The organism is Pseudoalteromonas sp. Bsw20308, assembly GCF_000310105.2.
Lineage (GTDB): Bacteria > Pseudomonadota > Gammaproteobacteria > Enterobacterales > Alteromonadaceae > Pseudoalteromonas > Pseudoalteromonas fuliginea.
This window is the reverse complement of the sequence record NZ_CP013138.1, coordinates 3,337,196-3,351,019: the sequence shown is the minus strand read 5'-3', so window position 1 is coordinate 3,351,019 and position 13,824 is coordinate 3,337,196. Positions and strand designations below refer to the sequence as shown.

General features: G+C 39.8%; 9 protein-coding genes. 4 read left to right on the top strand and 5 right to left on the bottom strand.

All coding sequences use genetic code 11. The features are described 5' to 3' along the window. Positions 1-156: 156 nt before the first annotated feature. From D172_RS14790 to D172_RS14780, 3 genes are all read left to right on the top strand, one after another. Positions 157-990, top strand: a complete 834-nt coding sequence (locus D172_RS14790; RefSeq protein ID WP_007376939.1) for a mechanosensitive ion channel family protein — start codon at positions 157-159, stop codon at positions 988-990. Between the two features lie 247 nt (positions 991-1,237). Next, positions 1,238-3,310, top strand: a complete 2,073-nt coding sequence (locus tag D172_RS14785) for a catalase (RefSeq protein WP_007376938.1) — start codon at positions 1,238-1,240, stop codon at positions 3,308-3,310. Positions 3,311-3,414: 104 nt separating this feature from the next. Beyond that, positions 3,415-3,885: a GFA family protein gene (locus tag D172_RS14780; protein WP_007376937.1), complete on the top strand. Its 471-nt coding sequence runs from the start codon at positions 3,415-3,417 to the stop codon at positions 3,883-3,885. A gap of 158 nt (positions 3,886-4,043) precedes the next feature. Here the strand turns inward: D172_RS14780 and D172_RS14775 are convergent, their stop codons facing one another. After that, positions 4,044-4,808, bottom strand: coding sequence for a DUF6515 family protein (locus D172_RS14775; RefSeq protein WP_007376936.1), 765 nt, complete (start codon positions 4,806-4,808; stop codon positions 4,044-4,046). A gap of 246 nt (positions 4,809-5,054) precedes the next feature. Beyond that, on the bottom strand, positions 5,055-6,194 hold the full coding sequence (locus tag D172_RS14770) for an alkene reductase (protein WP_007376935.1): 1,140 nt from the start codon (positions 6,192-6,194) through the stop codon (positions 5,055-5,057). Between the two features lie 80 nt (positions 6,195-6,274). Between D172_RS14770 and D172_RS14765 the strand changes: the two genes are divergently transcribed. Further along, a complete protein-coding gene (locus D172_RS14765; protein ID WP_007376934.1) occupies positions 6,275-7,192 on the top strand; it encodes a LysR family transcriptional regulator in 918 nt (305 codons plus the stop codon). Here D172_RS14765 and D172_RS14760 read toward each other — a convergent pair. From D172_RS14760 to D172_RS14750, 3 genes are read right to left on the bottom strand one after another with little or no spacing between them, the layout of a single operon-like run. Further along, complete coding sequence (locus D172_RS14760; protein ID WP_007376933.1) at positions 7,187-8,257, bottom strand: cytochrome-c peroxidase; 1,071 nt, start codon at positions 8,255-8,257, stop codon at positions 7,187-7,189. The two genes, D172_RS14765 and D172_RS14760, sit on opposite strands and share 6 nt — an antisense overlap. Further along, on the bottom strand, positions 8,250-10,928 hold the full coding sequence (locus tag D172_RS14755) for a TonB-dependent receptor (RefSeq protein ID WP_007376932.1): 2,679 nt from the start codon (positions 10,926-10,928) through the stop codon (positions 8,250-8,252). Before D172_RS14755 ends, D172_RS14760 begins: the two co-directional genes overlap by 8 nt. A gap of 13 nt (positions 10,929-10,941) precedes the next feature. Then, on the bottom strand, positions 10,942-13,686 hold the full coding sequence (locus D172_RS14750; protein WP_007376931.1) for an Ig-like domain-containing protein: 2,745 nt from the start codon (positions 13,684-13,686) through the stop codon (positions 10,942-10,944). Positions 13,687-13,824 lie beyond the last annotated feature (138 nt).

The following is a 13,824-nucleotide window of genomic DNA, read 5'->3' as shown; positions in this document are numbered from 1 at the left end:
ATTAAAGGCTTACTTTGGTTGTGTATATCCATTAAATCTATATTTTTCAATCTGCTTTAACTTACTCCTATATTCGTATGTTCGTTAATTTTTTGTTAAAGTACTGTGCTTGGTATGGGATACAGTAATTTAATGATTTTATAAACAGGAAATGAAATGGAAGATATAATAAATCAAATAGATGTTAATCAATATTTACCCGCTGCAGTTACGTGGGCAACCAACATATTACTGGCAATTGCAATTTTACTTGTAGGCTTATGGTTAGCGGGCAAGGTACGCAATTTAATTATTGGCTTATGCCATAAATATACTCATCTTGATGATACGCTTTTTCGCTTTTTAGGCAGCATGGCTCGCTACATCATATTAGCGTTCGTTATTATTGCTGTGTTAAATCGCTTTGGTGTACAAACAGCCTCTATTATTGCTTTACTCGGTGCTGCGGGACTTGCTATAGGCTTGGCGTTACAAGGTGCAATGTCGAACCTTGCAGCAGGCGTTATGTTACTTGTTTTTAGACCTTATAAAGTGAATGACTTTATTGAGGCTGCAGGGCGCTTTGGTAAAGTAACAGAAGTAGATATGTTTACTACTATTTTACAAACGTTCGATAACCAACAGGTTATTATTCCAAATAGTCAAATTTGGGGCGCGCAAATTATTAACCATTCACATCATCCAATTCGTGGTGTTGATATGCATTTTGGTGTTGCATACGGTGAAGATACAACGGCTGTACGTAAAGTTATTGATGCCGTACTTGCAGCGCACCCACACATACTAAAAGATCCAGCGCCTTTTGTTGAAGTAGAAACACTTAACAACAGTTCAGTAGACTTTTTAGTAAGACCTTTTTGTAAGGGTGAGCATTACTTCGATATTCTTTACACTGTGCCAGAGTTAATTAAAAAAGCACTGGATGAAAACAACATCGAAATACCTTTCCCTCATCGTAAAGTAATTTTAGTTAACGAAAGTAAAGATTAACTAAATTTATAACGATTTAAACGCAAGGGCACTTTAAAGTGCCCTTTTTTTGATCTTGAAAAACTTACAGGGCTCTGTAAGTTTTTCTATTTTTAATACCACTTAAAGCATCATTTTTACTCTGTATCCCGCGCTTTTATTGCTCTTACTGTTTGGTCTTTATTTTGCATTTAGCTCAGTTGTTTTTGCTGTTAAGCAAACTTTAAAAAATGACCCCAATCACTTAAATTGTAATGAAGGATTAGACATGGCTGAATCATTTAAATACGCAGGTAAGAAAGGCAATGGCGGCGAGCTGCGCCAAAGTGCATCTGATGGCTACCCAACAATGACCACAGCGCAAGGCTGCCCTGTGAGCGACGATCAAAACTCGTTAAAAGCAGGCAAACGCGGTCCTGGCTTAATGGAAGATCAGGTGCTGCGCGAAAAGCTTTTTCATTTTGACCACGAGCGTATTCCTGAGCGAGTAGTACATGCTCGTGGTTACGGGGCACATGGGTACTTTGAAACTTACGACACGCTTGAAGATTTAACCTGTGCTGATATTTTTAAACGCAAAGGTGAAAAAACACCTGTGTTTACGCGCTTTTCTACTGTTGCTGGTAACAAGGGCTCTCCGGATTTAGCACGCGATGTACGTGGTTTTGCCGTTAAATTTTATACTCAAGAAGGTAATTGGGATTTAGTCGGTAACAATATACCGGTGTTTTTTATTCAAGATGCGATGAAATTCCCAGACTTAGTTCATTCAGCTAAAGCAGAGCCCGACCGAGGTTTTCCTCAAGCGCAAACCGCACACGATAACTTTTGGGATTTTGTAAGCTTGTCGCCTGAGTCAATGCACATGGTTATGTGGGCGATGTCTGATAGGGCTATTCCGCGTTCATTGCGATTTATGGAAGGTTTTGGCGTTCATACATTTAAGTTTATTAATGCCAAAGGAGATGAAAAATACGTTAAGTTTCATTGGAAACCAAAAGGCGGTATGCAGTCAGTTGTGTGGAACGAGGCGCTTAAACTAAATGGCGCAGACCCTGATTTTCACCGTCGCGACATGTGGGAATCAATTGATAACGACGACTTTCCTGAATGGGAATTAGGCGTGCAGGTGTTTGATCAGCAATTTGCTGATGAGTTTGAATTTGACGTATTCGATGCCACTAAACTAATACCAGAGGAACAAGTGCCCGTTAGAATAGTTGGGCGAATGGTGCTTAATCGCGTAGTCGATAACTTTTTTGCAGAAACAGAGCAAGTTGCATTTTGTACACAAAACATTGTACCAGGGCTCGATTTTACACCCGACCCGCTACTGCAAGGTCGTAACTTTTCATACTTAGATACTCAAACTAAGCGTTTAGGTGGTCCTAACTTTACGCATATTCCGGTTAATACGCCTAAGTGCCCAATGAGGCATTTTCAGCAAGATGGCCACATGGCAATGCACAATCCAAAAGGGCGTGTTAATTATGAGCCAAACTCATGGAGCGGCGACGAAAACAACCCGCGCGAATGCCCAGTACATGGCTTTAAAAGCTCAAGGGAACCTGAAGTAAGCGGCGGTGATAAACTGCGTTATCGCTCAGAAACATTCAGCGATCATTACAGTCAAGCTCGTCAATTTTATTTAAGTCAAACAGAGGTAGAGCAGGCGCATATACAATCTGCGTACGTGTTTGAGCTGTCTAAAGTTGAGCATTTGCCAATACGAGAACGTTTGGTATCGCATTTATTAAATATTGACGAAACCCTCGCAAACAAAGTTGCCGAAGGGCTTGGCTTGCAAGAAATGCCAGACCCAGCTGAAGCAGCTATGCCAACACGTAAAGACTTACCTGTATCTGATGCGTTGAGTATTTTGAAAAATGCGCCAAATACCTTCAAAGGCCGCAAATTAGGTATTTTAATAAGTGATGGATTTAATGCAGAAATTTTTGAATCGGTTACTAATGCACTTAAAAGTGAAGGCGCAAACTTTGAAATTATTGCCCCTCAAGTTGGCGGTGCTAAATGCAGTAAAGGTAAGCACTTTAAAGCTGATCAGGTTATTAATGGTGGTCCATCGGTTTTATACGATGCGGTACTTGTGCTCACCACTGAAGAAGGAGCTGAAAAACTAGCTGCTATAGCAGAAGCTAAAGACTTTGTAAGTGATGCGTACGCACATATGAAATTTATAGGCTTTACAAATGAGGCCAAGCCTTTATTTAAAGCGGCAGGCCTTGATGGAAAAGTAGATGATGGTTGGATAGATTTAAAGGTAGACTCTGCCGATAAATTTATAAGTACATTGCGTAATTTAAGATTTTGGAAACGTTAGTAAGCTCATTAATTTAAAAACCACAGCGTGTAATTGTTGTGGTTTTTTTATGCTCATCTAGTTAAAGTATTAATTCAAGCCAACAATAAAAAATTGGATTTATTATGAAGTTAAATGGCGCTTGCCACTGTGGCAAAGTGGTATTTACGGTCAACTCAAAACACCCTTATCCTTACAATTTATGTTATTGCTCTATATGCAGAAAAACCGCAGGAAGCGGGGGCTTTGTTATTAATTTAAGTGCAGAATATAAAACATTAAAAGTGACAGGTGCGGAGCATATAACGATTTATCACGCTAAAATAGACAATAAAATCAGCCCTGCTGAGCGTCATTTTTGCAAGCATTGTAGTGCTAATTTATGGCTGTACGACGCGCGTTGGCCAGATCAAGTTCACCCATTTGCTGGTGCAATTGATAGTGAGTTACCCATACCACCAGAGCGCACTCATTTAATGTTAGGCAGTAAAGCTCATTGGGTTGATGCGCCTATAAAAAACGGTGATCTGCAGTTTGATCAATACCCAAGCGAAAGTATTGCTCAGTGGCATCAACGTTTAAAGTTAGAACAATAAAAATGTATTTTTTAACACTATAAAATAATGGCGAAAATGACGTTGTTGCTTTTATTGATCAGAGCCATTTAGCGTATACGGGCTACTACCACTCTCTCATTGAGCTCAATGAGAGAGTGGTAGGTTTAATGTTTAAATAGCAATATACATAAATTAATTCATCCCAGCTTTATAGCGAGGTATTTTATTTCATCGTCACTTATTTGCGGTAAAAAATAAATATCGCCGTATTTAAAATACTGCTGTGAGTTAATTATTACGGCCTGTGCAGCCATAGGCAGTGAGTCGTATGTTTGACCCAAGCGATAGTCCTTTACATTACCCACTTTTATTGCCTGATTAAGGCGAGTTGATGGCTCATCAACAACCGTATAACCATCATTATCCGCCATGTAGTATACATTTTGATAAGTGTAGTAAGTCGTATTATGGTGTTTAAAATGCCTATAATTTCTTGGTAGCGTATTTATACGCAGGCCTCTAGGTGGTTTAACAACATGGTAGCCTCTTTTAGCTTTACGATAGTAAAGGCCGTCGTTAAACGTAAACGAAATACCATTAAACCTAATCGATGCGCTACTGCGTGGTAAATGGTTTATAAATCGGTTTTGTTTGTAAGTGACTGAATTATGATGGTTTGTTAAGTAGTTATATTTTCTCTGATTGTAGCGGTGTTGTTCACGCTTTTCCTGCTTGTACTTTGCGAGTCTACGTTTTTCTTGTTTACGGTCTTCTCGTTTTTCTTTTTTATGCTCAATACGCTGCTTTTTTTCATGGCGGCGTACATCGCGTTTATATTCAACACGTTTGTCGTGATCGCGTTTAAAGCTTTTATCATTCTCTCGCTCGTTTTGTGCTCCAAGCGCAGAGCCTGATACTGCGCCAATGGCGAGCAGGGCAGGTAGTAAAAAAGTAAGTTTCATAGTATTGCCTCGTTTATGTTTTTACATAACTGGGTTCAATACTAGCGGCTCAAACTGAATGTTAACTGACATACAACAGCAAACGGAGTTATGCTTACAGCTTTTTACATTTTACTGACGGTTCTTGACATAATCTCTAGTTTTTGACGATTTTAGGAATATTTTGATACACCAAAATTATTAGTGGTATCACAAAAAATGGATACGAAATTAGTAATTAAGCCTTCCTTGGCTTAATTAAATTAACTATTTTTCGTAGAGCGGATAATCGCTATAACCTACTTCAGTACCGCCATACATAGTGGCTGCATCGGCTTCGTTAAACGTCCAATTATTCGCTATACGCTCTGGTAAATCAGGGTTAGCTATAAATGGGCGACCAAATGCAAATAAGTCACCGTAACCTTCACCTAAAATACGCACCGCTTTTTCTACTGTGTATTTACCAGCATAAATAATGCGACCTGAAAATTCAGCTCGTACTGCTTTATAAAACTCTAGTGGTAAATCGGGAGCGTTATCCCAATCAGCCTCTGCAATCGATAAGTAAGCAATCCCAGCTTGCTCAAGCACTTTAATGGCTTGTATATAAGTATGGTGAGGGTTTGATTCAACAAGTCCTAAATAGACTCGTGTTTCGTCTGTGCTTTCAAATAAAGGAGCAAAGCGTACACCTAAACGGTTTGCGCCTACAACGTCACTTACCGCTTCAACTATTTCTTTTAAAAATCGCAGGCGATTAGTAAGTGTTCCACCGTATTGATCGTCACGGTTATTGGTATGCTCAGAAATAAACTGATTAACTAAATACCCGTTAGCACAATGAAGCTCCACACCATCAAAGCCTGCTTCTAAAGCATTGCGTGCAGCTTGAGCGTACATGTTTACCAGTTCGCCAACTTCAGTTGTTGTTAGCGCACGAGGCTCACTTGGGTCAGACAATGCGCCTTCACCAGGTGCGGTTTCAATAAATACTTTTACATTGTCAGCTGCAATGTCTGAAGGACCAACCGGTTTACCTGAATTTGGTTGCAGTGTGGCGTGCGATACGCGCCCTACATGCCAAAGCTGAGCAAAAATAACGCCGCCTTGATCATGTACGGCTTTTGTTACTTTTTTCCAGCCTTGTACTTGCTCTGGACTATGAATACCTGGGGTCCAAGCGTAACCTTGTCCACGAGGTTCTATTTGTGTGCCTTCAGTAACCATAAAACCAGCCGATGCGCGCTGCGAGTAATACTCAGCCATTAATTCATTAGGGATATTGCCAGGCTGAGTGCTGCGAGAGCGAGTAAGAGGAGGCATCACAATACGGTTTTTAAGTGTAAAAGGGCCAAGCTCAATTGATGAGAATAAAGGGGCGGTGTTAATTAATTCTGATTTCATTTTAAATTCTCTTATAAAGCAAACAAAGGCTTAAATAGTGGTTAAGCGACATTGGCAGCATAGAGATTTAAAGATACAATTTGAAACAACACTTTTTTGTACAGCATACAATTATGAATGGTATTAGTCGGCTTGATATAAAGCAGTTAAGAGTACTCAGTAGCTTATTAGAACTGCAAAACCTTTCACAAGTAGCCAAAAAAATGGGGTTAACGCAACAAGCTATTAGTGAGCAACTACGAAAGCTACGAGATTTATTTGACGATCGCTTGTTTATTCGCCAAGGCAATAACATGGTTGCTACTCCTAAAGCGCAAGGGCTAAAGGCGCCTGTTAACCATATTTTAAAGCAATTAGAGTCGTTACTAGAGCCTGAGCAGTTTAGCCCGCAATCTTATAAAGGTGTGTTTACCATAAGCGCAACCGACTACGCCACGCAGGCTTTATTGCCGCAATTATTTAATATTACCCGCCGTGAAGCGCCAGGTTTAAAGCTGATAGTGCGCGACTTTGCGTCTGACAACGTTAATCAACTTATAACGGCAGGCGAGCTTGATTTACTGATAAGCTTTCCAGAGTTTATACCTGATAACTTAGCGTATGTCACTTTGCTAGAAGAGCAGCACTTGTGTATTACAGGCTGTAAAAATGAGTTTGGAGATGAACCCTTAACACTGCCGGAAATTGCAGCGCACCCGCAGCTGGTGGTGTCGCCTTCACGCGCTAATTTACGCGGATCGCACGATCAATGGTTTGAAAGCCAAGGGCTAAAACGTAATATTGTTATGTCGGTACCGAGTTTTTCAGCGGTGCCCGACATTTTACATACTACTGATATGCTCGCGTTTTACCCTTCAAGATTATTACCAAATAGTAAAGTTAGACTGCTAGAAGTTGAGGCACTTCCACCTACTTTTAAAGTGATAGCAGCATGGCATCCACGTACTAATAACAGCCCAGTTCATAAATGGTTGATAGAGCAATTACAAAACTTATAAAATCCGTAAAAATGCAACAAGATCTAAACGCTCTTGCTTGGTGAGTTTTAATGGTTTTAACAGTTTCGTCGTCTTAGGAAAGTGTGGATCGTTTAATTGGTTTTTCCTAGGCTTAGGTCTTACTCCACCATGGTTATACATATTTACTATGCCTAGTAGATCATCAAAAAGTCCATTGTGCATCCATGGAAATGTTTCAGTTAAACCAAGTAGAGAAGGGGTTCTAAATAACCCTATATCACTTGGATTATTTGTAAAATTAAACCGGCCTTTATCTTCAAAACTACGGCCATAGTAATGAAGGCCAGTGCCATGAAATTGGTTGTCACTTAATAGCGCGCCATTGTGGCAAGTCATACACTTTGCTTTAGTTCTAAATAAATGTAATCCGTTTAATTCATTATCTGATAAACGTCTAAGCGCTTTTTTTGGATTACTCTGAACCTCATTAATAAATGATTTAAAGCGAGTATTAGGTGCAATGAGTGTTCGCTCAAATGCAACGAGGGCTTCTGCCATTTGTGCCATAGAAAGCGTGTCTGAATTAAAGGCACTTTTATTAAATGCCGTATAGCTTTTATCTTTATTGACCCGTATTAAGGCTTCTTGTGGATCTAAGTCCATTTCAATTGGATTGCTAATAGGCATAAGTGCTTGTTGCTCAGCTGTTTTAGCGCGACCATCCCAAAAAAAGCTTTGCCACTGATCTATACCAAAAATAGCAGGGGTATTGCGAGTGCCCACTTGATCATTTATGCCTATAGCAGTGGCACGACCATCATGAAAACCCTTATCTCGTTCATGACAACTCGCGCAGCTTACGGTTTTATCGCGCGAAAGCTGTGGATCATGAAAAAGCTTATTGCCAAGTGCAACATGCTCTGCCGGTGGAGTGGCTATTGGCAATAGCGAGAGAGGCTCAACTATACGTCCGTCACTGGTTTGAATGGCAGGCCAGTTTATCTGCTCTTCGCTATATACTTTTCGTAGTGATTTAGTATCAAGCTGCTGTGGTTGGGCATTTAAAGAAAGTACAATACTTAGAATACGAATAAATTCAGTCATATTTGTAGCTAAGCCCCAACCAAAATACTCGACCTGGCTCAATACCTGATGCGCCCTCTGCAACTGTATACGTTCTCTTATTTAATAGATTGGAAATATCAGCTCGTAACTCTAAGCTTTGGCTATTGGTCAGTTTATGTTTGTATTTTAAACTTAGGTTTAGCATTGTCCTGGCACGTATAGTCTGTTCCTGGTAAACATCAAATAGAGTGGAAACAACTGGGCAGCTAGCACAGGCATCCTCTATATCAATGCTTTCACTTCCTCCTGTATTTACTGCGGTATCGTAGCTCCCTGAATATGAAATGTTTAATCCAGTACTAAATGAATCAACCCAATCTACGTTCCAACCTAATGCAGCCGTGATAGGTGCACCAAAGTTCGTCCGTATCTGAGACAACTGACTTAATGTGACCAGTGATCCTTCATCTTTCGCATTAACATAGTAAACGAGTTCATCAAGTGGGGTGTTATCTACGGTTGCATTATAATTGTCATTTGATATTTCGTTCTCGGCATACGACGTATTTGCCCATACTGAATGGGCACCAAATTGTGCGCTCCAAGCGAGTGAAATCCGCTCTGAACTTCCTGAACCCTGGTTGCTAATATCTATATAAGTGTAGCCATCAATATCGGTTTCGTCTGAAGTGGTACGAGAAAACTGCTGATGTTTTTTACGCTTTATGTATTTTAAAGAAATATTACCAATTGTCTCAAAGGCGTGAGCGATACCGAGTGATAACTCATCATCGTAAGGGGTATTCACGTCATTAAATCGATATTTAAAACTGCCAGTATAATTTGAATCTAACCAGTTTTGTAAGTTCCCACTTTCGATAGGTCTATATTGCAGATAAGAAAACTGTTGTTGTTCCTTAATTTTATAACTGATAATTGCAGAGTCGTAATATCGACTTAGGCCGGCACTGATAATGGTTTTTTGATTATCAAATACGTCGTACCCTAATGAAATTCGCGGTGCTACATCGTGGTTTTGTAAAAAGTCATCATAGTTGTAGCGCATGCCTAAATTTACATCAAGTTTACCGTACTTGATGTGGTCGGTAATGTAGAGTGCGTTACGATTTAAATTTACATCTATGTATTCAGCAGGGCTAACTGTTCGGCCATTAAAAAATTGCGCTGTAGTAGTTATATTATTACTGTAAGCGGTAACGTGCTCCGAGTTGTTAAAGTCAATCTCCCCACCTAGTTGCTCAGCTAATTCTCCTATAGGGATGAGAGTTTCGAGTGCTTGACAATCAAGCGAATAACCACTGCAATTAAGTGGTGTAGTAGCACTAGACCATATAACAGGTGAGCTGTAGTTATAGCCATCTTGAAAGCGCTCACGTTCTATTTGCTGATATTTAATTTCTGCACCAGCCACAACTGAGTGGGTTGATCCTAAAAATTTAAAAGCTTCTAGATTAAATGTATTTTTCCAATTGGTGGTGAATTGGCTGTTATCCAACGCGCCATAACCACCTTGGCGTGAAAAGCGTTCGTCTGCATCGCCTTGGTTAGCGTATTGTCCCCAGTCTTTTCCTTTTGTTTGTAGCCAATTATAAAAATGCGCTGGGCCATCTCGGCTACTATCGCTTATGTTAAAGCTTAAATTACTTGCCCATGTTACATATTTAAAATCTTGCTTTAATTGTATTGCGCTACCATAAGCGCCACCTTCTAACTGATAGTCACTATCGAGTGCATCAGTAATAAAACCATTCACCTCGTAGGGAGAATAGATCATACTTACCGTAAAGTTATCAACCCAGCCGTTCTTATAACCATATTTAAATATAGCGTTAATGTTACGGCGGCTTTGGGTTTTTGTTTGCCCCAGCGATAAATCACTTATATTACTGTTAAGGTAATTTAAGCTAAACATCACACCGTGGCGTTTATTAAGTTGCTTTTTACCGCTCAATGAATAGCTTATTTTTTCGTATACTGGAGCCTCTAATTCAGCTTCATCTGTACTGCTTTGCTTAGTTTCATCGTCCGCTTGAATATAATGATAATCAGCCCAATCACTGTGATTTCCGCGTACAGTAAAGCTAAAACTATCTTTGCCAAACGTTTCTTTTGTTTTGGTATCAACAACACCGCCAGAAAAGCCACCAAATTCAGCCGGGATGTTATGGTCATAAACAGTAATAGACTCAACTACATCAGAGTTTACATTCATGCTTTGCACACCGCCTGACACATCATTACTTGATGATGTTAAGCGGCTACTACTGGCGGGATCAATACGATTATTGTAGTTCATACCATCAAGTGAAAAACCTGTTTGCCAAGGTTGTGCACCTGAGATGGATATTTCTGGCGCACTTATCTCAGCTAAGCTTTCAATGCTGAATGCCTCATTGCTTAATTGTACGCTTGGTAAAAGTGCAATTAGCTCATTTATGTCGCCATTCCCTTTGGCTGTTGCATCAATAAAACTGCGGTCTAAATACGAACGACCAATAACTTCAGGAACTTCTATCCCTATAAATTGGCCTTTGACTTCAATGTGTTCGATAGCTTCACATAAACTTTTTTTTTCGTCAGTGAGTGTGCTGCAATCTTCAGGTGGGGGAGGAGTCTGTTTTTGCTCGGTCGCACCATATGCATTATGGGCAAGCAAAAACAGACACGCATAAATATAACGTGTCTGCATTGTTTTCTCTTATTTAGTTGCCAATTGGAGTGCTGTCTTCGCTATCAGCAATACCATCGTTGTCAGCATCTTCATCGGCTGTTAAACCCGAAGAGGCAATATCTTCATCAGTTACATTTGCTAAGAAGAAGTTTGGAAGCCCGTCGTTATCAGTATCAACACTGGCAACACGGTTATCTCTAAAGTCATCTTTGCTTGCAATTAATTCAGCCATTGTGGTGTAAAGGTCAAGTTGGTCTGCTTCACCGTTTACATCGTTAGTTACAAGCGCTGTAGCTTGCTCGTATTCGCCCAATAAGGTATGTGCTTCGACTAAATCTTCCATAGCTTCAATAATGACAGTATCGGCTTGTGCTAAAATAAGCGTTTCAATACCGGAGACAAGTGCTGAGGTTTGTGTTTTCACACTACTGTAGGTGCTAGCAAAGTCAGAAATACTACCTACATTAGCGCCCATGCTAGAAAGCATGCTGTAACGTTCCCAAAAGCCAGTTGCTGATGGGCTAAGTAGTATTGCTTCAATTTTTAATGATTCGAGTATCTCAAGTAGTTGGTCACTTGTTAACGTGCTTAAATTTTCGTTTACTTCAACTATTGCACTATTAAATGTAGTTAAGGCTAAGTCGGTAAACCCTGCGTTTACTAAATAACCTAATGTTTCTAAGCGATATTCAAAGCGGTCTTCAATGTCATCTAATACACTAATTTTACTAAGTAATTGCGTATTTATTGCGGGGATTTCGTCAGTTAAGCCTGCGCGGTCAAGTGATACCATTACATTGCTGTGAACAACAATTGCAGAAGTGTCGGTTAAAGTGCGTAATGTGCCTGTATTTAGTTTATTTAACATGATTAAACAGCGATTTGCGGCAGCAGCAGTATCTGCGCCGACTTCTCTACTAATGGTGACTAGTAAACCACACCCTTTATAGCCAGCTAAGAAAGAAGTAGATGACTCTGCACTTATGTACTCGTCAGATGAAATAAACTCACCCGCATACGTTAATACGTCTTTCGCTTGTTCGGTATAACCGTACTGATATAAAATTTGCGCTGTGCCTGCGTTGTTGTTTGTTTCGGTCAAGCTTCTGAAAAACTCGTTATAATCACCTTCTTCGGTAAAATAGGCAAAGCCGTCAGCAGCGGCATCGGCCACTGAAGTGCCTGCTATAATGCTTTTGGCTATAGTAAAACTATACATAATTTGTTTAGCACCACTGATATCAAAATCAGATGAAAGTAATGCAAACGCAGGGTTTTCTTCGAGGTCATAAAGGCCTTCTAGTAATCCGGCTAGAGTTTGTAGTGGATAGGTATAAGTACCTAAATTGGCCTCAGTGTATTCTGAAGCAGCAAAGTCATAGTTGCTATCTATGCCCGTTACACCATAAAACGACAGCGCTAAGTTTACGTATTCTCGAGCTAGTTCAAGCGAGTTTGCGCGAAATAAAACCTCTGCCGCCCATGCGGTATAAAGCGCTTTTAGCCTTTGTGTTTTTTTACCTTTAAATTCACCGCTTTTTTGAATTTCGTAACCTGTGTTACTCGAAATATTTACCAGTGCAGCAGCGAATGTTTGTGCTGTAAGCTGATTGGCATCAGTTGGGTTGGCAGCATATACGTCTAATGCACCTTCGGCTGCATTTTTAAACGCTGTTTGAAAATAACCATATGTTTTTGTGTACTCTTCTTCACGTACAATCTCTGCGTAGCTGTTAATGGTATTTAGCAGGGTTTCTGCTTCTTCAGTTTGCCCTACATCCATATAATCATTTACTAAACCAAGTAACCAAGACGCATCACTACTGTTTATATTTTCAAAGCCCTTTTCAGCTAAGTACTGGTTGTAAGCAGCTAAAGAGCGGGTGCGGTAGTTATTCCCTAATTCCACATTACGAATACTATCTAAAGCAACGGCTACATCTTGTAGGCCACTAGCTAGTGCTGTTTGCTCGTTAATGAGTAATAAATAGTCTTCGGCGGTATCTAAAAACCCAGCACGCGCATAAGCAGCAGCTTGCACTTGATATACGGTATAACGTGAAATTTCATCGTTTATACTTTCGTTAATAATATCGGCTTGTTTTAAGTGTGACTTACTAGAGCTGTAATAAAAATTACGCTTGTCTTCATTCGTCACATACGATGGGCTAAGTGTAATGCTGGCGGTAATTGGTTCATCAATAACACCATCGGTATAGTTAATTTCGAATACTTCGTTAACTGAGCTTAATGTTTGCGCTTCAAAGGTAAATTCTCCAGTACTTTCGTTTATTGTAATTTCACCGCTCTCAGGAGAGGTTACCAAGGTAATGGTTATTTCATCCCCATCGGCATCAGTAACATTAATTGAGCCCTCTGTTGTTGATGAAGAGGTAACAAACACGTTCGTTGTTTGTAATACAGGCGCGTCATTAACATTTTCAACCGTAAAGTTAACCGTTACATTTGTGCTAAGAGAGCTATCACTGGCAGAAATTGAAGCACTATCGCTACCAAAGAAGTCGGCATTAGGTGTGTAAGTAAACTCACCGTTAGCCTCTACTGCTATGATGCCATTACTTGGCGCGTTAGCAAGTGTATAGCTTAGGACGTCATCGTCGGTGGCTGTTACTTGAGCAGTAAAAGAGGTGTCTTCGTTTAAAGTGAAGCTTAGGTTTGGCTCATTAAATAAAGGTGCTTTATTACTAGAGCCACCACCGCAACCAGTTAAAATTAAAGTGCATAATATAGGTGTGAGTTGAATTAGCTTATTCATGATTATTGAACAATAAAGGTTAATGATGTTGCAAATGATAACGCATATCAATTGCATTTCATATGGAAAAAGTAATTTATATGATAAATTAAAGTGATTTATTGGATGAAATAAAGTTTAAGGGGTTTAAATAAACTA

Excerpts from the sequence above, each read along its gene's own strand:
- D172_RS14750 (WP_007376931.1), bottom strand. The coding sequence starts at position 13,686 with ATGAATAAGCTAATTCAACTCACACCTATATTATGCACTTTAATTTTA.
- D172_RS14780 (WP_007376937.1), top strand. The coding sequence starts at position 3,415 with ATGAAGTTAAATGGCGCTTGCCACTGTGGCAAAGTGGTATTTACGGTC.
- D172_RS14770 (WP_007376935.1), bottom strand. The coding sequence starts at position 6,194 with ATGAAATCAGAATTAATTAACACCGCCCCTTTATTCTCATCAATTGAG.
- D172_RS14785 (WP_007376938.1), top strand. The coding sequence starts at position 1,238 with ATGGCTGAATCATTTAAATACGCAGGTAAGAAAGGCAATGGCGGCGAG.
- D172_RS14790 (WP_007376939.1), top strand. The coding sequence starts at position 157 with ATGGAAGATATAATAAATCAAATAGATGTTAATCAATATTTACCCGCT.
- D172_RS14760 (WP_007376933.1), bottom strand. The coding sequence starts at position 8,257 with ATGACTGAATTTATTCGTATTCTAAGTATTGTACTTTCTTTAAATGCC.
- D172_RS14755 (WP_007376932.1), bottom strand. The coding sequence starts at position 10,928 with ATGCAGACACGTTATATTTATGCGTGTCTGTTTTTGCTTGCCCATAAT.
- D172_RS14775 (WP_007376936.1), bottom strand. The coding sequence starts at position 4,808 with ATGAAACTTACTTTTTTACTACCTGCCCTGCTCGCCATTGGCGCAGTA.